Source organism: Alitabrizicola rongguiensis, assembly GCF_021491355.1.
Taxonomy (GTDB): domain Bacteria; phylum Pseudomonadota; class Alphaproteobacteria; order Rhodobacterales; family Rhodobacteraceae; genus Aliitabrizicola; species Aliitabrizicola rongguiensis.
Map to the genome: position 1 here is coordinate 453,947 of NZ_JAKENF010000002.1, position 20,533 is coordinate 474,479.

Annotated in this window: 20 protein-coding genes; 12 read left to right on the forward strand and 8 right to left on the reverse strand. The window is 66.2% G+C overall.

The window, feature by feature from the left end; all coding sequences use genetic code 11:
• The first annotated feature begins 102 nt into the window (after positions 1 to 102).
• The gene (locus tag L0V05_RS08080; RefSeq protein WP_234869599.1) at positions 103 to 846 is read left to right on the forward strand and encodes a heparan-alpha-glucosaminide N-acetyltransferase; all 744 of its coding nucleotides are present in this window, start codon (positions 103 to 105) and stop codon (positions 844 to 846) included.
• Here the strand turns inward: L0V05_RS08080 and L0V05_RS08085 are convergent.
• Positions 827 to 1,483, reverse strand: coding sequence for a ceramidase domain-containing protein (locus L0V05_RS08085; RefSeq protein WP_234869600.1), 657 nt, complete (start codon positions 1,481 to 1,483; stop codon positions 827 to 829). The two genes, L0V05_RS08080 and L0V05_RS08085, sit on opposite strands and share 20 nt — an antisense overlap.
• A 56-nt stretch (positions 1,484 to 1,539) precedes the next feature.
• On the opposite strand from L0V05_RS08085, the gene L0V05_RS08090 reads away from it, so the two are divergent.
• Positions 1,540 to 2,235 (forward strand): metal-dependent hydrolase, encoded by a 696-nt coding sequence (locus L0V05_RS08090; RefSeq protein WP_234869601.1) that lies wholly within the window; start codon positions 1,540 to 1,542, stop codon positions 2,233 to 2,235.
• Between the two features lie 15 nt (positions 2,236 to 2,250).
• On the opposite strand, the gene L0V05_RS08095 is transcribed toward L0V05_RS08090, so the two are convergent.
• Entirely contained in the window at positions 2,251 to 2,472 is a 222-nt protein-coding gene (locus tag L0V05_RS08095; protein ID WP_234869602.1) for a hypothetical protein, read from the reverse strand.
• A gap of 342 nt (positions 2,473 to 2,814) precedes the next feature.
• Complete coding sequence (locus L0V05_RS08100) at positions 2,815 to 3,273, reverse strand: nucleoside deaminase (protein WP_234869603.1); 459 nt, start codon at positions 3,271 to 3,273, stop codon at positions 2,815 to 2,817.
• 133 nt (positions 3,274 to 3,406) lie between these two features.
• Between L0V05_RS08100 and L0V05_RS08105 the strand changes: the two genes are divergently transcribed.
• The 6 genes from L0V05_RS08105 (at position 3,407) to L0V05_RS08130 (ending at position 10,036) form a co-directional block, all read left to right on the forward strand.
• Entirely contained in the window at positions 3,407 to 4,525 is a 1,119-nt protein-coding gene (locus L0V05_RS08105) for a pseudouridine synthase (RefSeq protein WP_234869604.1), read from the forward strand.
• Between the two features lie 183 nt (positions 4,526 to 4,708).
• Positions 4,709 to 5,650, forward strand: a complete 942-nt coding sequence (locus L0V05_RS08110) for a 5-bromo-4-chloroindolyl phosphate hydrolysis family protein (protein ID WP_234869605.1) — start codon at positions 4,709 to 4,711, stop codon at positions 5,648 to 5,650.
• Between the two features lie 3 nt (positions 5,651 to 5,653).
• Positions 5,654 to 6,823: a toxic anion resistance protein gene (locus tag L0V05_RS08115; RefSeq protein WP_234869606.1), complete on the forward strand. Its 1,170-nt coding sequence runs from the start codon at positions 5,654 to 5,656 to the stop codon at positions 6,821 to 6,823.
• Positions 6,824 to 6,840: 17 nt separating this feature from the next.
• Positions 6,841 to 7,788, forward strand: coding sequence for a DUF2927 domain-containing protein (locus L0V05_RS08120; protein ID WP_234869607.1), 948 nt, complete (start codon positions 6,841 to 6,843; stop codon positions 7,786 to 7,788).
• Between the two features lie 22 nt (positions 7,789 to 7,810).
• Positions 7,811 to 8,905, forward strand: a complete 1,095-nt coding sequence (locus L0V05_RS08125) for an SPFH domain-containing protein (protein ID WP_234869608.1) — start codon at positions 7,811 to 7,813, stop codon at positions 8,903 to 8,905.
• Between the two features lie 12 nt (positions 8,906 to 8,917).
• Positions 8,918 to 10,036, forward strand: a complete 1,119-nt coding sequence (locus L0V05_RS08130) for a TFIIB-type zinc ribbon-containing protein (protein ID WP_234869609.1) — start codon at positions 8,918 to 8,920, stop codon at positions 10,034 to 10,036.
• Positions 10,037 to 10,254: 218 nt separating this feature from the next.
• On the opposite strand, the gene L0V05_RS08135 is transcribed toward L0V05_RS08130, so the two are convergent.
• The 3 genes from L0V05_RS08135 to L0V05_RS08145 form a co-directional block, all read right to left on the reverse strand.
• Positions 10,255 to 11,805, reverse strand: a complete 1,551-nt coding sequence (locus L0V05_RS08135; RefSeq protein ID WP_234869610.1) for an acetolactate synthase large subunit — start codon at positions 11,803 to 11,805, stop codon at positions 10,255 to 10,257.
• Between the two features lie 66 nt (positions 11,806 to 11,871).
• Positions 11,872 to 12,669, reverse strand: a complete 798-nt coding sequence (locus L0V05_RS08140) for a glutathione S-transferase family protein (RefSeq protein WP_234869611.1) — start codon at positions 12,667 to 12,669, stop codon at positions 11,872 to 11,874.
• A gap of 13 nt (positions 12,670 to 12,682) precedes the next feature.
• The gene (locus L0V05_RS08145) at positions 12,683 to 13,129 is read right to left on the reverse strand and encodes a cupin domain-containing protein (RefSeq protein WP_234869612.1); all 447 of its coding nucleotides are present in this window, start codon (positions 13,127 to 13,129) and stop codon (positions 12,683 to 12,685) included.
• A 91-nt stretch (positions 13,130 to 13,220) separates the two neighbouring features.
• On the opposite strand from L0V05_RS08145, the gene L0V05_RS08150 reads away from it, so the two are divergent.
• The 4 genes from L0V05_RS08150 (at position 13,221) to dtd (ending at position 16,650) form a co-directional block, all read left to right on the forward strand.
• Positions 13,221 to 14,198 carry a LysR family transcriptional regulator gene (locus tag L0V05_RS08150; protein ID WP_234869613.1) on the forward strand — a complete coding sequence of 326 codons (978 nt, stop codon included), beginning with the start codon at positions 13,221 to 13,223 and terminating at the stop codon, positions 14,196 to 14,198.
• Positions 14,199 to 14,245: 47 nt separating this feature from the next.
• Positions 14,246 to 15,220 carry a phosphoribosylaminoimidazolesuccinocarboxamide synthase gene (locus tag L0V05_RS08155; RefSeq protein WP_234869614.1) on the forward strand — a complete coding sequence of 325 codons (975 nt, stop codon included), beginning with the start codon at positions 14,246 to 14,248 and terminating at the stop codon, positions 15,218 to 15,220.
• 66 nt (positions 15,221 to 15,286) lie between these two features.
• Positions 15,287 to 16,210, forward strand: coding sequence for a carbohydrate kinase family protein (locus L0V05_RS08160; RefSeq protein WP_234869615.1), 924 nt, complete (start codon positions 15,287 to 15,289; stop codon positions 16,208 to 16,210).
• Entirely contained in the window at positions 16,207 to 16,650 is a 444-nt protein-coding gene (gene dtd, locus L0V05_RS08165) for a D-aminoacyl-tRNA deacylase (protein WP_234869616.1), read from the forward strand. Before L0V05_RS08160 ends, dtd begins: the two co-directional genes overlap by 4 nt.
• An 87-nt stretch (positions 16,651 to 16,737) precedes the next feature.
• Here the strand turns inward: dtd and L0V05_RS08170 are convergent, their stop codons facing one another.
• Both L0V05_RS08170 and L0V05_RS08175 read right to left on the reverse strand, forming a co-directional pair.
• Entirely contained in the window at positions 16,738 to 18,633 is a 1,896-nt protein-coding gene (locus L0V05_RS08170; RefSeq protein ID WP_234869617.1) for an acyl-CoA synthetase, read from the reverse strand.
• 110 nt (positions 18,634 to 18,743) lie between these two features.
• Entirely contained in the window at positions 18,744 to 20,519 is a 1,776-nt protein-coding gene (locus L0V05_RS08175) for an ABC transporter transmembrane domain-containing protein (protein WP_234869618.1), read from the reverse strand.
• Positions 20,520 to 20,533 lie beyond the last annotated feature (14 nt).

Sequence of the window (20,533 nt, forward strand, 5' to 3'; positions counted from 1 at the left end):
AAGCGCGAGGACTGGGGGCATGTGCATAGCCGCGTGGGCGCGACAAGCCCCTTGCCCCCCGCCGAAGGATCGCCATGCTGCCCCGAGAACCAGGAGAGTCCCATGCCCGCTTCGCTGCGCCCCCGGCGCATCGCCCTTGTCGATCTGGCCCGGAGCGCAGCCCTGCTGGGAATGGCGATCTTCCACTTCACCTTTGATCTGGAGCTTTTCGGCCATCTTCCCCCCGGCACAACCGCCTGGCCGGGCTTCTGGGCGGTCTTTGCACGGGTGGTGGCGGGCAGCTTCATCTTCCTTGCCGGGGTCAGCCTTTACCTTGCCCATGGAGGCGGCATCCGCTGGCGTGACTTTCTGCTGAGGCTGGCCCGGATCGTCGGCGCGGCCGCACTTGTGAGCCTTGCGACCTACATGGCGTTGCCGGAGCAATATGTCTTCTTCGGCATCCTCCACGCCATCGCCGCGTTTTCGGTCCTGGGCCTTCTGTTCATTCGGCTGCCGCCGCTCCTCCTCGTGGCGGTTGCCGGCCTCATCTATGCCGGACGCACCCTGTTCACCGCCCCGCTGTTTGCCGAACCCTGGCTGGTCTGGACCGGCCTCTCGCCCTTCCCGCCCCTGACCATGGATTTCGAGCCGCTCTTTCCCTGGTTCGGCACTTTCCTTCTGGGCATCGCGCTCGCTTCGGCTGCGGCGAGAACGGGTCTTGCCGACCGTCTGCGGGCTTGGCCCGCCCGGCCCGGCAAATGGACGTACCGGCTCAGCTGGCCGGGTCGGCACAGCCTCGTGATCTATCTCGTCCACCAGCCGATCCTCCTCGCACTGGTCGGCGGACTTACCTGGGCATTCGGCTGATCGCCTCGCGGTGGCGCAGGTAGACCAGGATCATCCAGGCCAGCATCGTGGCATTCAGCAGATGCCAGAGGAAATGGGTGCCCACCGGAACGACGGCGCAAAGCGGCTCGTCCACCGTTCGCGCGACCAGCGAAAGAAGCAGAAGCCCCGCCCCGATGGCCAATCCTCGTGCCGTATCTGGCGAGCGTGCGCGCAGCAACCAGGCGTAGAACAGGATCAGGACCGGAACCGGCATATACCCTGCCGAAGAGCCAAGTCCCGGGATGTGCGACCAAAGCGGGACGGTGACCGCCGTATAGGGCAGGAAGGCGACCGTCGCGGCCAGGGCCCCGCCCGTCCGCAGGCCCAGCATGTCGCGACTCGCGGCAAACAGATAAAGCAGGATGAAGCCAAGGATCGGCAGCACGTCCATAAGCCCGGTCAAACGGTTGGCAAAGCTGTGGAACAGGCCCGAGCCGATGCCGATCACCCCCAGCACGAGCGACAGCGCGCGCGCCATACGGTCGCCTCGTGACCGCCGCCACATGAAGCCGGCCGCGACGACGAAGGCGAGATTCGTCACGGCATTGACCGGCTCGGCCCAAAGCCCCGGCCCGAGCCGTTCGCAATAGCCGTCGACCGCATCGAGCCAGGGCATTCCCTTCTGCTCCAGGAGACCTATCCTAAGCCCGACCCTAAAGCGGAGACGCACATATGAAAATCATCTGGCTCGGCCATTCCGGCTTTCGCATCGAGATCGAACAGGCGGTGTTGCTGATCGATCCCTGGTTCACCGGCAACCCGATGTTCCCGCAGGGGCGAGAGGACGAGGCGATCCGGGGCGCGACGCATGTGCTCCTGACGCATGGCCATGGCGACCATGCGGGCAATGCCGCCGCGACCGCCAAGGCGCAGGGCATTCCACTCGTGGGAATCTACGATCTCGTCACCTGGTACCAGGCCCGCGAAGGGGTGGAAATCATCGGCTTCAACAAGGGCGGCACCGTTTCTCTCAACGGAGCGAAGGTGACGATGGTGAATGCCTGCCATTCCTCTTCGGTCGCAGGGCCGGACGGCCCGATCGCCGCCGGGTCCGAAGCCGGTTTCATGATCTCGGGCGAAGATCATACGATCTATGTCTCGGGCGATACCGACATTATGGCCGACATGGCCTGGATGGGAGAATTGCACAATCCCGACATCGGCATCCTGTCAGCCGGCGGGCATTTCACTATGGACATGGCGCGTGCGGCTTTCGCGGCGCGGAAGTATTTCAATTTCCGTACAATCATCCCCTGCCACTACCGGACATTCCCGCTTCTGGAGCAGACCGCCGACGCGCTGCGCGCCGGGGTGCCGCCCGGCGTGCGCGTGATCGAACCGCAGGTGTTGGAGCCGGCCGCGATCTGACCGGCTCCGCCCGCCTTACCGGATAATGTCCCAGGGCGGCGCCTCGGGCAGTGGCTCCATCCCTATGTCCCGCATCAGATGCGGCGACAGCCGCAGGTTGCGCAGGCGGGGGGCGGGGTTCGGGCGGACAAGCGCGCGCAGAAGCGCCACGGTCATTCGCCGCGCCCCGTGCAGGGCGATGAGGTCGGACAGGATCAGGTCGGGGCGCTCCAGCGCCCGGATGTCGTTCAGGGTCAAGATGGATTCCGCCGCATGGGCCAATGGCCGGACGGCGCCTCTTGGTTGGGGATGAAAAGGGCACAACTCTCCCGCGAGGGGCTAAATCATGCGTGGCTGCGGAGGGTGGAGTCAGGACACGCGTCGCGTGCCGGTCTCGGTCAGGTCAGTAGCGCGCTGCGCCGACTCCGATTGACCCAAATCCCTCTCGTGGGCAGGCGTTGTACGATATCGTCATGTCGCGCCTCCAAGGCTGAGGGTTTCGAGATGCTCCGTGCTACGGCCAATGGCCGAGTCGCGCCAACCGAAATTTTCCGCTGCGTCATCCCCGGGCCGAGGGCTGTGGCCCAACAGACACGCGCCTCAGTCGCGGCCGCGCAGGCCCGCGAAGAACCGCCTGAGCAGTGCCTCCGCATCGCCGGCACCAATTCCATCATATATTTCTGGCACATGATGGCATTGCGGATGGGCAAAGACGCGTGGGCCCTGCGCCACACCACCCGATTTCGGGTCGGCGGCCCCGTAGTAAAGCCGCGCGATCCGCGCAAAGCCGATCGCGGCCGCACACATCGGGCAAGGCTCAAGCGTCACGTAGAGATCATGGCCAGGCAAACGTTCCGATCCGGCGGCAGCACAGGCCGCCCGGATTGCCAGCATCTCGGCATGGGCTGACGGATCGGCCAGTTCCCGTGTCCGGTTGCCCGCCCGGGCCACGACCTCGCCGGACGGCGAGACGACAACGGCACCGACGGGGATCTCTCCCCGCGCGGCGGCCGCACGCGCCTCGTCCAGCGCGATGACCATATGGGATCGGAACGTCATGGCTCGGTCATGCAACCGACATCCGTCCAAGGCAAGCCGCCTTGTTCCTTCTTCTGTTCCCAAATATCCTCGGGGGTTCCGGGGGCAGACAGCCCCCGGGGGTCGCCGCCCCTCCCGCGGCCGGGACTCCGCAATGACCGAAAGACCTTCCCGCTCCGGAAAACCGGCTGCGTCCTCTCCTTCAGCCGGGACGGCCCCGGAGGGTGAACGCATCGCCAAGGTCCTGTCGCGCGCCGGCGTGTCGTCGCGGCGCGAGGCCGAGCGGCTGATCGAACTCGGCCAGGTCACGGTCAACGGCAAGGTGATCGACAGCCCGGCACTCAATGTGACGGCGAAGGACAAGATCACCGTTGCAGGCCAGCCGCTGAAGGAGCCGGAACCCGCCCGCCTCTGGCTCTACTACAAGCCCGATGGCCTGGTGACCTCGGCCGCGGACGAGAAGGGCCGCGAAACCGTGTTCGACCGCCTGCCCCCTGACATGCCGCGGGTGATGTCCGTTGGCCGTCTCGACCTCAACTCCGAGGGACTGCTGCTTCTGACCAATGACGGAGAACTCAAGCGGCGGCTTGAGCTGCCCTCGACCGGCTGGCTGCGCAAGTACCGGGTGAGGGTGAACGGCAACCCGACCGATCCCGATCTCGACCCGCTCCGCAAGGGCATCACCGTCGAAGGCGAGAGATTCCAGCCGATGGAGGTCAAGCTCGACCGGGTGCAAGGCGCCAATGCCTGGCTGACGATCGGCCTCCGCGAGGGCAAGAACCGCGAGATCCGCCGGGCGATGTCGGCCATCGGCCTTTATGTGAACCGCCTGATCCGGGTCAGCTATGGCCCCTTCCGCCTGAACGAGATGAAGCCCGGCGAGGTGGAAGAGGTACGACCCAAGGTCTTGCGCGATCAGCTTGGCCTCGATGCACCCGAAGGGACAGGACGGGCCACCGCAAAACCGCCACGCCCCGGCGGCGCAAAGGCAAGGCCCGCCCGACCGGGTGACGGCCTTGGGCGTGGATCGCGCCCTATCGGCAAGCCAGCCGAACGGCCTTTCGTCTCGCGCCAGCAAACGGACAGCGCGAAACCCGCCGCGAAGACGTTCCGCAGCCGCGCATCGGCCGACCAAGCGGCTTCGGCGCCCCGTCCGGCGCGATCGTCAGGTCCGTCGCCCTCCGCCACCCCGCGCGCACCGGCCTCACCAGGCGGCGGGCGCCCCGGACCGGCCGGACCGCGGGGAAAAAAACCGCCCTCCCGCAAGGGATAGCCAGTCTGGGCAGGCCAAAGCCGCTGGCAAGCCGTTTCCTCATCCCCTATAGTTCATCTCCAGAATGGAAACGGTCCATGACCTGTCGGAGAGGCGGATGACGGACGAGAGGCTTCAGAGACTGGCCTATCTGCTTCTCCTGGCGCTGATGGTCTATGTCGCCGTTGCTGGAGGCGGGGCCTGATGGCGCAGCGCTACGGCGGCAAATACAGCCCGCAGCCCAGGGAAGGTGAGCCGTCCGCCCCGCCCGCATCGGGACTGGCAGGCAAACGTGCCAGCCGAATGGGTGCGCGGGTCAACCTGCTTTTCGTCCTGCCGATCCTCTTCGCCCTGCGGGCCTTCGGGATGGACCAGAGCGGGCTGGTGCTGAACTTTGCCGCCTTCGCGATCCTGATTGCCGCCGCGTGGATGACCCGCGAAGGCGTCGCCGCGCAGGAAGCCTACGATGCCCGCCGCGTTGCGCGCCGCCCCGCCCTGCCCCGCAAGATCTTCGGCTCGGCCCTGACCGGTGTCGGACTATTCACCGGCGCGCTGGTCAACGGGACGGGATTCATAATTCCCGCCGCACTGGGCCTGATCGGCGCGGTCCTCCACTTTGTGGCCTTCGGACCCGACCCGCTCAGGGACAAGGGTGCCGAGGGCATAGACAAGTTCCAGACCGACCGGGTTGCCCGCGCGGTCGATGAAGGCGAGGCCTATCTGAAGGCGATGCAGGACGCGATCCTGCGCGCGCAGGACCGGCCTCTCGAGGCGCGCGTCGACCGCTTTGCCGCGACGGCCCGCCAGCTATTCCGGACCATCGAAGGCGATCCGCGCGACCTGACCTCGTCCCGCCGAGAGATCGGCGTCTTCCTGATGGGGGCGCGGGATGCGACGGTGAAATTTGTCGACCTTTATGCCCAGACCCGTTCCGCGCAGGCCCGCAGCGACTACGAACAGCTGCTGACAGATCTCGAAAGCCATTTCCGCAAGCGCATCGACATGCTGTTGTCGAACGACCGCAGTGATCTTGACGTCGAGATCAGCGTGCTGCGGGAACGTCTGTCGCTCGCCGCGCCGAACCCGTTAGGCGATCCACTTTCCGACCCGATCCTTTCGACACAAAGCTTGCCCAAGGGAGATTGACCGATGTCCGACTCGACCCGCGCCGAAGCCCAGGCTGCCCTTGCCGAAGCAGAGGCCCTGACGGCCAACCTGCTGCCCGAGCCGGTGGCCGAAATCGTGCCGCTTGAATCCGCGACGGTGGACAAGGCCGCGGCCATCCGCGCCCGAATGGCGGAACTCGATCTTGGGAACACCCAGTCGATCATCGGCTTCGGCTCGGCTGCGCAGGCGGAGTTGCAGACGATCAGCCAGGCCATGCTGACCGATGTCCGCAACAAGGATGTGGGTCCGGCAGGCGACTCGCTGCGCAAGATCGTCTCGACCCTGCGCGGCTTTTCTTCGGAAGAACTCGACGTGCGGCGCGAACGCAGCTGGTGGGAATGGCTGACCGGCCAGGCCGCCCCCTTTGCCGAGTTCGTGGCGAAGTTCGAGAAGGTCCAGGAACAGATCGACCGGGTCACGGAAGAGCTTCTGGGCCACGAGCACAAGCTCTTGAAGGACATCAAGTCGCTTGACCTGCTTTATGCCAAGACCTTGAATTTCTACGATGAACTCGGCCTATACATCGCCGCCGGCGAGGCGAAGCTGAAGGAGGTCGATGAGAAGGAGATCCCGGCGCGCGAAGCCGCCGTGAACGCCGCTGCCGAATCCGACAAGGTCATGCGGGCGCAGGAGTTGCGCGACCTGCGTGCGGCGCGGGATGACCTGGAACGCCGGGTGCATGACCTGAAGTTGACGCGCCAGGTTACCATGCAGTCCCTCCCGTCGATCCGCCTGGTGCAGGAGAACGACAAGAGCCTGGTCACCAAGATCAACTCGACCCTCGTCAACACCGTGCCGCTGTGGGAGACGCAGCTCGCGCAAGCGGTTACGATCCAGCGCTCGCACGAGGCGGCAACCGCAGTCAAAGAGGCAAATGATCTGACGAACGAGCTCCTGCGCTCGAATGCCGACAACCTGCGAGAGTCGAACCGCGTGGTGCGCGAGGAGATGGAGCGCAGTGTCTTCGACATCGAGTCGGTCAAACACGCCAATGCGACCCTGATCGCGACGATCGAAGACTCTCTGCGGATCGCCGACGAGGGCAAGGCCCGGCGGGCCGTGGCCGAAGGCGAACTCATAAAGATGGAGGCCGAACTGCGTGACACCCTGGCATCGGCAAGGGCCCGCACAGTGCCCCCCGCATCGGCCTGAGGGGGTCATCGTCGATCATGATCGCCTTGCATCTGCGTCTCATCAGGGCATGTAGCCTCATCGTCCTGATGGCGCTGATGGGATGCGTCACCCCCCCTCCGACACCTGTCTCTGCTCCTCCACCGCCGCCGCATGAAGAACCGAAGGCAAAGCCACAGTCGGCCGAAAGCCTGCGGGTTCAGGCCTACTACGCTCAGGTTCAGGACAGTCTTCTGGCCCGCGGCCTGATGCGGACGGATGGCGGCGGGCAAGATGCGCCCTTCACCGACACGATGCTGGCGGAGAGCTTCATCCGGGTGGCGCTGTTCGACGAATACGCCCGTTCCCCGCTTGGGCCGGTGCAACGCGCGACACCAAGCGTGTTGCGACGGTGGGAGGAACCGGTGCGGGTCTCGCTTCGCTTCGGAGCTTCAGTCTCGAAGGAAAGGCAGGCAACCGACCGGGCCCTGATCGGCTCGTTCCTCAAACGCTTGCAGAAGGTCAGCGGTCATCCAATTCTCCTGACCGACGAGAGCCCGAATTTCTTCATCTTTGTCGTGGACGAGGATGAGCGGCGCGGAATGGGGCACGTGTTCTCCTCGATCTTGCCGGGGCTCAGTTCCGCCGAGTTGCGGGGCATCACCGACATGCCGCTTTCGACCTATTGTCTCGTCTATGCCATGTCTCCGAATGGTCAGTCGGCCTATACTCGGGCCTTGGCTGTCATCCGGGCCGAGCACCCGGACCTGATGGAGTTGTCCTGCATCCATGAAGAGGTGACGCAGGGGCTGGGCCTCGCCAATGACAGCCCAGATGCGCGCCCATCGATCTTCAACGATGATGAGGAATTCGCCTTGCTCACGCCGATGGACGAGATGATGCTGAAGATGCTCTACGACAAGCGCCTGACGACCGGCATGACCGAGGCCGAGGCGCGGCCCATCGTCTATTCCCTCGCCACCGAGCTCGTCGGCGGCAACAGTTGATTGTCAGAACAAGGAGGCCCTGATGGTCCTTGGTTTCTTCACCGGAGAATTCATCGACGTCATCGAATGGACCGATGACACCCGCGACACGATGGTCTGGCGCTTCGAGCGCCATGGCAACGCAATCAAGTACGGCGCAAAGCTCACCGTGCGCGAGGGGCAGGCGGCGGTCTTCATCCATGAGGGGCAACTGGCCGACACCTTCGGCCCAGGGCTCTACATGCTCGAGACCAACAACCTGCCGATCCTGACCACGCTCCAGCACTGGGACCATGGCTTCAAGTCGCCGTTCAAGTCCGAGATCTATTTCATCAACACCACGCGCTTCAACGACCAGAAATGGGGCACCAAGAACCCCATCATTACCCGCGACCCCGAATTCGGCCCAATCCGCCTGCGCGCCTTCGGCACCTATTCGATGCGCGTCGCGGACCCCGCCCGCTTCATGACCGAGATCGTCGGCACCGATGGCGAATTCACCGCAGACGAGATCAGCTTCCAGATCCGCAACGTCATCCTGCAGGAGGTCAGCCGGGTGCTGGCTTCGTCGAACATTCCCGTGCTCGACATGGCGGCGAATACCAAGGACCTGTCCAAGCTCATCACCACCGCGATCGCGCCGCAGATCGCCGAATACGGGCTGATCCTGCCGGAATTCTACATCGAGAACATCAGCTTGCCCGAGGAAGTCGAGAAAGTGCTCGACAAGCGGACGTCCACGGGCATCGCGGGCGACCTGTCGAAATACACCGAATTCTCGGCCGCCGAGGCGCTGAACAACCCGGCCTCCGGAGCGGGCTCGGCCATGGCGACGGGCATGGGCGCGGGCCTTGGCATGGAGATGGCGCGGCGCGGGCCCTGGGGCGCGGCTCCAGGCGCCGCTGCCCCGCCCCCGCCGCCGGCACCGCCAACCGAGCGCCAGTGGCACATCGCCGCCAATGGCGCGACGCAAGGACCCTTCCCGCAGTCGCAACTCGCCGGCATGGCCGCGAACGGAACTCTGACGGCAAAGACCCTGGTCTGGACCGCCGGGCAGGAGGGCTGGAAGGTCGCCGCTGACACCGCGCTGGCCGAGCTTCTGCCGCAAACCCCGCCGCCCCTGCCGCCGGGGGCCTGACGGGAGGCCGACGTGCCGCAGGAAGAACACCGCTTTCCCTGTGAAAGCTGCGGCGCGGACCTGAGGTTCGCGCCCGGCCAGACCGAGCTTGTCTGCCCCTATTGCGGCCATGTGCAGGGCATCCCTCAGGCCGACACGCCCTCGCGCCGCTCGGCGCTGACCGAATACGACCTGCGCTCGGGCCTCGCCAACGACCTGCCGCAATCGCAGATGGTCGAGGTGCGCACCGCGCATTGCCCCTCTTGCGGCGCGGTGGTGGAGTTCGACGGCGCCACCCATGCCGCCGAATGCCCGTTCTGCGCCACGCCCGTGGTCATCGACACCGGCACGAGCCGGCTCATCAAGCCGCAGGCGCTGATCCCGTTCCGGCTGTCCGAGGCCGAGGCGCGGGCCGAGATGGTCAAGTGGCTGGGGCGCCTGTGGTTCGCGCCGAACGGGCTGGTCGAGTACACCCGCAAGGGGCGGGCACTCGCCGGCATGTATGTGCCCTTCTGGACCTTCGACGCCGACACCGCCAGCCGCTATCGCGGCCAGCGCGGCGTCGCCTATTACGAGACGCAGACGGTCACCGTGAACGTCAACGGCCGCAACGAGCGGCGGCAGGTGCAGGTGCGCAAGATCCGCTGGTATCCGGTTTCAGGCCAGGTCACGCGCCGCTTCGACGATGTGCTGGTCATGGCCTCGACCAGCCTGCCGAAGCGGCTGGGCGACGAGCTGACGCCCTGGGACCTTGGCGCGCTGGTGCCCTACCGCCCCGACTACCTCGCCGGTTTCCGGGCCGAGGGCTACACCGTGGCGCTGCGCGACGGCCATGCCGAGGCACGGGCGCGGATGGACCAGATCATCCGCCTCGACGTCGCCCGCGACATCGGCGGCGACGAGCAGCGCATCGAGGCGGTCGAGACGCGCCACTCGGCCGAGACCTTCAAGCACATCCTGCTGCCGATCTGGTCGGCGGCCTACAAGTACAACGGCAAGAGCTACCGCTTCCTCGTCAACGCCCAGACCGGCGAGGTCCAGGGCGAGCGGCCCTATTCGGTGTGGAAGATCATGCTGGCGGTGCTGGCGGCGGCGATTGTGGTTGGCGGGCTGGTGTATCTGCGGGAGATCGGGGTGATACAGATCCAGTAGGAGACGGCGATGGTCCGGATACGACCAGTTCGCCGTACCCTCTTTCAGACAGCGAACTCCGTCCACCTGTTCCCGTTCCATGCAGGCTGGCCGAAACAGGCTTTAGAAAGTGCTAACGACTGCCACATCCGGACCCGCCCGGAACAAGGCGCGCAAGCGCCGCCGGGCAGCGCCCTCCCGCGGTCGGGCCCTGCCCTCTGCCACGCGCAGGACGCCCCCTACAACACCGCCTCGATCAGATACGGCCCCTTCCGCCCCAGCCCGGCCTCCAGCGCGGCGTTGAAGGCGTCCATGTCCGTCACCCGAATTGCCTCGACCCCGTGGCCCTTCGCCAGTGCCACCCAGTCGAGTTCCGGCCCCGCCACATCGACCATCCGCCTTGCGTTGCCGCCGGCGGGGGGCAGGCCGAGGTTCAGCATCTCGAGCCGCAGGATCTGGTAGCCGCGGTTGGCGAGGATGACCACGGTCACGTCCAGCTCCTCCCGCGCCATGGTCCAGAACGATTGCAGCGTGTACATGGCCGAGCCGTCGGCCTGCAGCGCCAGCACCCTTCGGTCGGGGCAGGCCACCGCCGCGCCGACCGCGACCGGCAGGCCGAAGCCGATCGCGCCGCCGGTGACGTTCAGCCAGTCATGCGCCCGCGCCTTCTCCGTCGCCGCCGCCAGCGGGGCCGAGGCGGTGATCGCCTCGTCCACCACCACCGTGCCGGCGGGCATCAGTGCCGCCACAGACTGGCCGATGGCGGCAGGAGTGATCGGACCGGCAGGCAGCGAAGAGCGCATATGGGGTTGCAGGTCGGCGTCCGTCACCTCGAGCGCCGCCGCGCCCAGTTCCGCCGCCAGCGCCTGAAGGGTCCAGACCCCGTCCATCTCGGGCGTGCAAAGCTCTGTCACGCGCGAAGACGGGTCTTCCGACAGGCTCGGCTTGCCCGGATAGGCGAAGAACCCGGCTGGCCGCGTCGCGCCAAGCAGCACCAGTTCCGGCACGCCCTTCAGGTCGGCCATCGCATCGTCGATCCGGTAGCTCAAGCGCTGGAGCCGGAGCGCCCCCTCACCACGAGGAATCCGGGCGGCGAAGTACTGGGTCATCAGGCGGCAGCCTGTCGCCTTCTGCACCCGCGCCGCCCAGATCGCATGCTCGGGCCGCAGCACCGGACCGTCGAGGAACAGGACCGCCCCCGGCACCTTCAGCGCCTCTGCCGCCGCCGCGACCTGCGCCGCCGTCGGGCGGGGCAGAACGGGCGGGGCTGCGGCGACGACGGCCTCGGCGGCCTCGCCCCAGGCGGCATCAGCGGGCAGGATCAGCGTGGCGATCTGGCCGTTGGCCGACCGCGCCGCCCGAACCGCCGCAGCGCCGTCCTGCGCCACCGACCCGGCATCGGCGGTCTTGCGCGTCCAGTGCGAGACGGTGCGGCTCATGGCCTCGGTATCGCCCTTGAGCGGCGTCTCGTGGCGCAGGTGATAGCTCGCATGGTCGCCCATGACGTTCATCACGCCGCTGCCCGCCTTGCGCGCATTGTGCAGGTTGGCGATGCCGTTGGCGAAGCCGGGCGCAAGGTGAAGAAGCGTCGCCGCCACCTGTCCCGACATGCGGAAATAGCCGTCCGCCGCGCCGGTCACGCCGCCTTCGAACAGGCACAGGATGCAACGCATCTCGGGGCGGGCATCCAGCGCCGAGACGAAATGCATCTCCGACGTGCCGGGATTGGCGAAACAGACGGTCACCCCGCTCGCCAGCAGCGTATCCGCCAGCGTCTCTGCCCCGTTCATGCTGTGCCTCCGTCGTGATCCGTGCGGAGGCTCGCCGAAGGGGACCAGCGATGCAAGGGGCGCGGCTCAGACCAGCCCGAGTTCCGCATCCGTCGCGCGGCGACCATACTTGTCGGGGCTCGGCCAGGGCCGCTCTCGCCAGTCCGGGGTGAAGACGAAGCTCGACCGCGTGCGTCCTTCGACCAGCGCGCCGTTCCCGGCTCCAAGCGCATAGTCGTAGTAGAGCTTGACGATCTCTTCCCGGGTCACCTGCTGCGCCGCCGGATGGGCAAGGCAGGCCTCACGCCAGCGCCGGGCGCGGATCGCGTCTGCCGGCAGGTCATAGCCCTCGTAGTAACCGAGAAACCAGAACCGCATGAATAGCGGCGTAAAGACCGCCTCCGCCAGACCGAAGCGATCGAACAGGAAGTCGCCCTGCGGATTGTGCTGGACAAGGAAGGTATCCAGATCCCGCCAGAGCGCGTCCATCTTCGCCTGATGCGCCGCGCGCCGCTCGGGGTCGGCGTTCATCACGAAGACATAGCCCTGGGTGGCGAAGGGGCCTTCCTTCGCGATCAGCATCCGCTCGACCGCACGGTCGTAGGGGGCGGCCCGGCGGATCGGGCCGCCGGGCAGGGTTTCGTCGAGGTAGTCGAGCAGGACCAGGCTTTCCTTCAGGATCCGACCGTCTGGCAGTTCCATCATCGGCAAGGCGGTCGTGCCGTTCGCCTTGCGCAAGAGCTCCGGGTCGCGGGGCTTGGTGATGTCAACTGTGCGGAACTCCACCGCGTCGCGCTGCCCCTTCAACCCGAGCAGGATTTCGAGCCTTTGGGAAAAGGGGCAGACGGGGATGTGGTAAACAATCGGTCGGGTCGCGGTCGTCATGGTCTCTCTCGTGTCAGGCGCCGATCGGCGGGCCGGTGAAGCGCAGGTTGTGGCGGGCGGCGGATTCGAGGATCGGACCCATGTCGGCCGGGATCTGATAGCGGCCCGCCGCCATGTCGGCAAAGAATCCCTCGAACCCGCCGGGTGTCAGGATAACGAGGTGGCGCGAGGGTCCGTCCTCGGTGACCTGGAAGGTGTGCTCATGGCCACGGGGAATGAACACGGTTTCGCCCGGGCCCTTCTCGCTCAGAACACCGTCGAGCCAGAACCGCATCCGGCCGGAGATCACGACGAAGGCCTCATCCTCGGCATCATGCACATGGCGCGGCGGGCCCTCGCCGGCCGGGCACCAGCTGTCCACGATCGACATGGCACCGCCCGTGTCGGCGGTCGAAAGCAGGACGCGGTAGAGCACACCATTCCAGTCCAGCGTGCCGGGTCCCTGAAATTCGTCGAACATCGGAAGTCTCCGTTTGCACAGGGGTGAAGGTGAGGCGCCTCTGGGATGGACGTTACCGGGCGATGGCGTATAAACCAAATCGATTGATGTTATGCACGGTATCGACATCATGAATTTCGCGACCTTCGACCTCAACCTGATGCGGGTGCTCGACGCGCTCTTGCGCGAAGGATCAACGGTCCGGGCTGGCGAACGCCTTGGCCTGTCGCAGCCCGCCGTATCGGCTGCACTTGGTCGCCTTCGCCATGCGCTGGACGACGAGCTGTTCGTCCGCCAGGGATCGGGCCTCGTGCCGACGGATTATGCGCGCGGTCTTGCCCTGCCGCTCAGACAGGAGATCGACCGGATCGAGGCGCTGTTCATTCCACCGACAGCCTTCGATCCGTCCACGGCTGAAGGCACTTTTCGGCTGGCCGGCAGCGATTTCTTCGCCGAGGTGCTGATGCCGGTCCTGGCGCGCGAGCTTCCGGCCCGCGCCCCGAAGGTCCGGGTGCAACTGATCGACCTGCTGCCAAGCAACTATCTCGACAGCCTCGAGCGGTATCAGGCCGACATCGCGCTGATCCCGGCGGAGACCTTTCCGGACTGGGTCGAAGCGGCCACCCTGTTCCAGTCGCCATTCGGCGTGATTGCCCGGCCGGACCATCCGGCCATCTTGGCAGCGGGCATCGCGCCGGGCGGCACGCTCCCGCTCGATCTGTTCTGTTCGCTTGGCCACGCCCTGTTCTCGCCCGAGGGGCGGATGCAGTCGATCACCGACGAGGCGCTGGCGAAGATCGGGAAATCGCGTGAGGTCGTGATGACGATGCCGGTCTTTTCGGGCATCTGCCGGGTCGTGGCCGAAAGCGATCTCATCGCGGTCGTGCCAAGACAGCTTGGCCTGATCCTTGGCCCGAAGATGGGGCTTGTCTCCTACGAACCGCCGATCCCGATGCCGACCATGCGCATCGTGGCGGCATGGCATCGGCGCTCGACCGGCAATCCCACACACCGATGGCTGCGCACCCTGCTTCAGCAGTCGATGCGCCCGCTTGACGACAGCCGCCCGCCCAGCCTTGCGTCCGGTTGACTCCCCCGCGCCTCCGACGGATAGAGCGCCATAGCCCGGAGCGCCCCATGATTGACCTGTCCCGCGTCCTCGACCACGCCCGCATCGCGGAACTGCCCAACCCCTATTTCGGCAAGGTCCGCGACTGCTACGACCTGCCCGACGATGGCGTGAACGGGCCGCGGCGCATCCTGATTTCGTCCGACCGGATCTCGGCCTTCGACCGGATTCTGGCGGCGATCCCGTGGAAGGGGCAGGTTCTGACCCAGATGGCGCGTTACTGGTTCGAACATACGGTCGACATCTGCCCGAACCACGTCCTCGCCTATCCCGATCCGAACGTGGTGATCGGCAAGCATGTCACCATCCTGCCGGTCGAGATGGTGGTGCGGGGCTATCTGGCGGGCACCACCGGAACCTCGATCCTGACGCTCTACCAGAAGGGCGAACGGCAGATGTATGGCCACGACTTCCCCGACGGCCTGCGCCCGAACCAGGCGCTGCCGCAGGCCATCATCACGCCGACCTCGAAGGAGTTCGATGGCGGCCATGATGCGCCGCTCACACCCGAGCAGATCATCTCGTCGGGCATCCTCACTGCAGAGCAATGGGCGTTCGTCTCGGACCGGGCGCTGGCGCTCTTCGCGCGCGGACAGCAGATGGCAGCAGCGCGGGGGCTGATCCTCGTCGACACCAAGTACGAGTTCGGCGTCGATGTCAAAGGCAACATCCTGATCGCCGACGAGATCCACACCCCCGATTCAAGCCGCTACTGGATCGCCTCGGGTTATGAGCAGGCTTTCGAAACGGGCGCCCGCCCACCGTCCTTCGACAAGGACGTGATCCGGGCCTGGGTCGCGGCGCGCTGCGATCCGTACCACGATCCGATCCCGGAAATTCCGGCCGAGATGATCGAGCGGACGGCCCGCGTCTATATCGAGGCCTACGAGACGATCACCGGCCAGACATTCGTGCCCGACATGTCGGGTGCAACGCCGCTGGAGCGGGTCCGGACAAACCTCGCTCCCTGGTTTGGGCGCTAACATCTTCCCATTGCCCGAAACGCCCCGCCCGCCTATGGAGGGGAAAAGACCGAAGGGGGAGTTCCGATGATCCTGAGCTGCGGCGAAGCGCTGATCGACATGCTGCCGCGCGAAAGCACGGCTGGAGAGGCCGCCTTCGCGCCCTATGCAGGCGGCGCCGTGTTCAACACCGCCATCGCCCTTGGCAGGCTTGGAGCGACATCGGGCTTCTTCACCGGGCTTTCGACCGACCTGTTTGGCGAAATCCTCGACCAGACGCTGGCCGCCTCCAAGGTCGACACGTCGCTTTGCGCCCGCTCGGGGCGGCCAACGACGCTCGCCTTCGTCAAGCTGGTGAACGGGCAGGCAACCTATGCCTTCTACGACGAGAACACTGCTGGTCGCCTCCTCTCCGTCGCGGACCTGCCTGCCCTGCCCTCCCATATCGGCACGCTGTTCTTCGGGGGCATCAGTCTTGTGAACGACCCTGCCGCCGGGGCCTATGACGAGCTTCAGTCCCGCGCCGCCGCCGCGGGCCGGGTGACGATGATCGACCCGAACATCCGGCCCGGCTTCATCACCGATCAGGCCGCCTACCGTGCCCGGATCGCCCGCATGATGGCCCGCGCGGACATCGTGAAACTGTCGGACGAGGATCTGCACTGGCTGGAAGGCGCAGGCGACATCACTGCGCTGGCCCGCGGGATCGTTGCGCGCGGACCCAAGGTCGTATTCATAACCGAAGGCGCGAAGGGGGCCCGCGCCATCACCGCGACCGGCGAGCGTTTCGTCGCCTCGCAGAAAGTCACCGTGGCCGATACCGTCGGGGCGGGTGACACGTTCAACGCCGGGGTTATGGCGGCGCTCGACCGGGACGGGATGCTGACCAAAGCCGCGGTGGCCGAGCTGTCGGATGCCGCCCTGGACGCCGCCCTGTCGCTTGGCAGCCGCGCCGCCGCCGTCACCGTCTCGCGACCCGGCGCAAACCCGCCCTGGGCGCACGAGCTGTGAGGGCGGTCGTCCAGCGCGTTACCGAAGCCCGGGTCACGGTCAAAGGTGACGTGATAGGCCAGATCGGTCCGGGCCTGATGATCCTCGTCTGCGCGATGCAGGGTGATGGAGAGCCAGAGGCGGATCGCCTGGCCGAACGGATCGCAAAGCTCCGCATTTTCAAGGACGAAGCAGGGAAGATGAATCTCTCTCTCCGGGACACTCAGGGGTCCGTTCTGGTCGTCAGCCAGTTCACCCTGGCCGCCGACCTGCGCGGCAACCGTCCCGGCTTTTCCTACGCAGCCCCTCCCGCCGAGGGCCGGCGCCTGTACGAACACTTCGCCGCGCGGATGCGGGCTGAAGGGTTCGCGACCGAGACCGGCGAGTTCGGGGCGGACATGGCGGTCAACCTCGTCAACGACGGGCCAGTGACGATCTGGCTCGACACGGCCACACTCTGATCGGCAGCCCTTCTTCTGTTCCCAAATATCCTCGGGGGTGAGCGCGCGCCGCGCGCGAGGGGGCAGACAGCCCCCTCTCTCCTTGCGTCAGTCGGCCATGTCCCAGGCGACGGCAAAGGTGCCGAGCACCTGCTTCAGCGCCGTCTCGTCCACATCGCCGCGCCGCTCGATCTTGGCGACAAGGCCGCGCTTCTTGTCCTCGACGACCTCGCGGACGCCTGCCGCAAGACCGGCCTCGGACAGCGCAGCGTCGTAGACGCGGATGATCGCCTTGCGGCGGAGGTCGGGCTTGAACACCTTGCCGACCGCGGTTTTCGGCAGTTCCGTCAGGATCTCGATGTGTTTCGGCACTGCCGCCCGCTCGTGAATGTGCTCACGCGCGAAATCGAGAAGCTCCTTCTCGGTCACCGTCTTGTCCTTGACGAGTTCCACATAGGCGCAGGGAAGTTCTCCGGCGAAACTGTCGGGCTGGCCGATTGCACCGACAAAGGCGACAGCCTCATGCCGCATCAGGGCTTCCTCGATCTCGGCGGGGTCGATGTTGTGACCTCCGCGAATGATCAAGTCCTTCGCCCGGCCGGTGATGAACAAATAGCCTTGGGCGTCGATGCGCCCCAGATCGCCGGTGCGCAGGAAGCGCTCATCAGCGAAAAGGCCCTTGTTCTTTTCGGCTTCCGTATAGGTCTTGCCGACAAAGACCCCCGGGCTGGAGATGCAGATCTCCCCGACCTCGTCGGTGCCGCAGGTGCGGCTGACCTGGCCATCCGAGCCAAACTGCAGAATCCGCACCTCGGTATAGGGGAAGGGAATGCCGACCGAGCCGATCTTCTTGGCCCCGCCGGGCGGGTTGCAGGAAACGAGACAAGTGCATTCGGTCAGGCCGTAGCCCTCGATGATCTTCACGCCAGTCGCCAACTCGAACCGGTTGAAAAGCTCCACCGGCAACGGGGCCGACCCCGAGAAGGCGCCGCGCAGCGTCGAGACATCGGCGTCAACCTTGCGCTGCATCAGCGCGGCCAGCGCGGTCGGCACGGTGATGATGTAGGTCACCTTCCAGCGCCCGATGAGCTTCCAGAAATTGTCGAACACCCCCTCGCCGCGATAGCCGGCCGGGGTGGGGAAGACGACATGCGCACCCGAGGCAATCATCGACATCAGGATCGGATAGACCGCAAAGACATGGAACATCGGCAGCGGGCAGATCACCACGTCCGTCTCGCGGAACAAGAGCGTATGGCCGAGCCAGCCGTTATAGACCATGCCCGAGACGCGGTGCTGTGCGACCTTCGGCATCCCCGTCGTGCCGCCCGTGTGGAAATAGGCCGCGACCCGGTCGGCCTTGCGGTCCTCGAAGGTCAGCCGGTCGGCGGGCTGCGCCGCCAGCTGCGACCGAAAGCTCTTCACCAGCGCATCATGGGATGTCGGGTTCTTCGGCCGGATCATGCGGACGATCCAGCTTTTCGGCGGGCTCAGGTAGCGCACAAGGTCGATCTCGATGACCGTGCGGACGTTCGGTGCGTGGCGCACCGCTTCCGCCACCTTCTGAGCCACATCGGTCTTGGGAAAGGCACGAAGGGTGACCACGACCTTTGCCTTGGTCTCGCGCAGGATCGCGCCGATCTGCTGCGGCTCTAGCAGCGGGTTGATCGGGTTGACGATCCCGGCGACCATGCCGCCTAGCAGCGTCACGACCGTTTCGAGGCAATTCGGCAGCACATAGGCGACGACATCCGTCTCACTTACACCAAGCGCGCGAAAGGCGTTTGCGGCCTGGGTGACGCGGCCATGCAACTCGCTCCAGGTCAGGGTCCGGGCCGGGTCGGCTGCACCCGACAAAAGCTGGAACGACACCGCCGGCCTGTCGCCGTGTCTTGCCTTGGTGCGGCTCAGAAAATCATAGATCGTCGCCGGTTCACCCCGGCCAGCCCAGTCGGCCTCGGCCTCGATGGCGCGCACATCCGCGACGGACGAGAACTCCCGCATTCAAACCCCTCCCTGCCGCCGTTGACCGGCGAGCTTGTCTCCCGCGCCGAGGATGGACGGAATGTCGCAGCCTCGCAAGGCGTGGCGACCCGAGGCGACGCAGCGTTGCGTCAGAGCGTGCCGTCGGTGAATTGCAGCCGCGCAAGCCGCGCGTAAAGCCCGCCGCCCGCCACCAGTTCGTCATGGGTGCCGCTGTCGATGATCCGGCCATGATCGAAGACCAGGATGCGGTCGGCGCGTTTCACCGTGGCCAGACGGTGCGCCACGACGATCGTGGTGCGGTCCTGCGACAGGCGCTCCACTGCCACTTGCACCGCCCGCTCGCTTTCCGCATCCAGCGCGCTTGTCGCCTCGTCCAGCAGCAGCACTGGCGCATCGCGCAGTATCGCGCGGGCGATGGCGATGCGCTGTTTCTGCCCGCCAGAGAGCATCACCCCCCGCTCGCCCACGAAGGTGTCGTAACCTTGGGGCAGCGCGATCAGGAAATCATGCGCAGCCGCCGCTTTCGCCGCCGCCTCGACCTCGGCATCGGTCGCCTCCGGACGTCCGAAGCGGATGTTCTCGCGTGCAGAGGTGGCAAAGATCACCGGATCCTGCGGCACCAGCGCCATCGCCTGGCGGAAATCGCCGCGCGCCATGTCGCGCAGGTCGATCCCATCCAGCGTCACCCGGCCCGACTGCGGGTCATAGAAGCGAAGGAGGATCTGGAAGACCGTAGACTTCCCCGCACCCGAGGGGCCGACGAGCGCCACCGTCTCGCCCGGCTGCACGGTAAAGCTCACCCCGTTCAACGCCCTGTATTCGGGCCGCGCCGGGTAGTGGAAGATCACGTCGTCGAAGACCACTTCGCCCCGCACCGGGCGCGGCAGCGGCCGGGGCCGCGCAGGGTCAAGCACGGGGTCTTCGGTCGCCAGAAGTTCCTGCAGCCGCTCGGTCGCGCCCGCCGCCCGCTGGAGTTCTCCCCAGATCTCGGACAGCGCACCCACCGATCCCGCGACCATCACCGCATAGATCAGGAACTGGATCAGTTCGCCCGGGCTCATCGCGCCCACCCGCACGTCGCGCGCGCCGATCCACAGGATGCCGACGATCCCGGAGAAGACGAGGAAGATGACGATAACCGTCATCACCGCCCGCGTACCGATCCGGGTCCGGGCCGAGGCATAGGACTTCTCGGTGATCTCGCCGAAGCTGTCGCGCGATTCCGCTTCATGGGTAAAGGCCTGCACGGCCTGAACGGCCTGCAGTGCCTCGGACGCATTGCCCGACGAAGCCGCGATCCAGTCCTGGTTCTCGCGGCTCTGCGCCCGCAGTCGCCGGCCCAGCACGACGATCGGCACAACGACCAGCGGCACGAGCAGCAGCACCAGCCCTGCAAGCTTGGGCGAGGAGAAGAACATCATCACGATGCCGCCGATCAGGATCAGCAGGTTGCGCAGCGCCACCGAGACGGACGACCCGATCAGCGACAGGATCAGCGTCGTGTCCGTGGTCAGGCGGCTGACGACCTCGCCCGTCATGATGCGCTCGAAGAAAGCGGGGCTAAGCCCGACGACCCGGTCGAACATCGCGCGGCGGATGTCGGCCACGACCCGTTCGCCCAGACGGGTGACAAGATAGTATCGCGCACCGGTTCCAATCGCGAGCAGGGCCGCGATGAACAGCGCCGCGACGAAATACTGGTCGAGAAGCGCAGCACTGCCGGATTCGAAACCGTCCACGACCCGGCGCACGGCGATCGGCAGCACAAGGCTGACCGCCGCCGTCAGGACAAGCGCCAGCCCCGCCATCATGGCCAGCACCCGATAGGGCCGCAGGAAGGGCATCAATCCGCCGAGAGCACCGACCCTTTTCGAGCCCTGCCGTTCTTCCAGCTGTTCCGCCATCCGCGCGTCTTCCT

Coding starts and splice junctions, on each gene's coding strand:
- L0V05_RS08105 (WP_234869604.1), top strand. CDS start 3,407: ATGACCGAAAGACCTTCCCGCTCCGGAAAACCGGCTGCGTCCTCTCCT.
- L0V05_RS08085 (WP_234869600.1), bottom strand. CDS start 1,483: ATGCCCTGGCTCGATGCGGTCGACGGCTATTGCGAACGGCTCGGGCCG.
- L0V05_RS08140 (WP_234869611.1), bottom strand. CDS start 12,669: ATGACGACCGCGACCCGACCGATTGTTTACCACATCCCCGTCTGCCCC.
- L0V05_RS08090 (WP_234869601.1), top strand. CDS start 1,540: ATGAAAATCATCTGGCTCGGCCATTCCGGCTTTCGCATCGAGATCGAA.
- L0V05_RS08175 (WP_234869618.1), bottom strand. CDS start 20,519: ATGGCGGAACAGCTGGAAGAACGGCAGGGCTCGAAAAGGGTCGGTGCT.
- L0V05_RS08080 (WP_234869599.1), top strand. CDS start 103: ATGCCCGCTTCGCTGCGCCCCCGGCGCATCGCCCTTGTCGATCTGGCC.
- L0V05_RS08150 (WP_234869613.1), top strand. CDS start 13,221: ATGCACGGTATCGACATCATGAATTTCGCGACCTTCGACCTCAACCTG.
- L0V05_RS08125 (WP_234869608.1), top strand. CDS start 7,811: ATGGTCCTTGGTTTCTTCACCGGAGAATTCATCGACGTCATCGAATGG.
- L0V05_RS08135 (WP_234869610.1), bottom strand. CDS start 11,805: ATGAACGGGGCAGAGACGCTGGCGGATACGCTGCTGGCGAGCGGGGTG.
- L0V05_RS08115 (WP_234869606.1), top strand. CDS start 5,654: ATGTCCGACTCGACCCGCGCCGAAGCCCAGGCTGCCCTTGCCGAAGCA.
- L0V05_RS08100 (WP_234869603.1), bottom strand. CDS start 3,273: ATGACGTTCCGATCCCATATGGTCATCGCGCTGGACGAGGCGCGTGCG.
- L0V05_RS08120 (WP_234869607.1), top strand. CDS start 6,841: ATGATCGCCTTGCATCTGCGTCTCATCAGGGCATGTAGCCTCATCGTC.
- L0V05_RS08155 (WP_234869614.1), top strand. CDS start 14,246: ATGATTGACCTGTCCCGCGTCCTCGACCACGCCCGCATCGCGGAACTG.
- L0V05_RS08110 (WP_234869605.1), top strand. CDS start 4,709: ATGGCGCAGCGCTACGGCGGCAAATACAGCCCGCAGCCCAGGGAAGGT.
- L0V05_RS08170 (WP_234869617.1), bottom strand. CDS start 18,633: ATGCGGGAGTTCTCGTCCGTCGCGGATGTGCGCGCCATCGAGGCCGAG.
- L0V05_RS08160 (WP_234869615.1), top strand. CDS start 15,287: ATGATCCTGAGCTGCGGCGAAGCGCTGATCGACATGCTGCCGCGCGAA.
- L0V05_RS08145 (WP_234869612.1), bottom strand. CDS start 13,129: ATGTTCGACGAATTTCAGGGACCCGGCACGCTGGACTGGAATGGTGTG.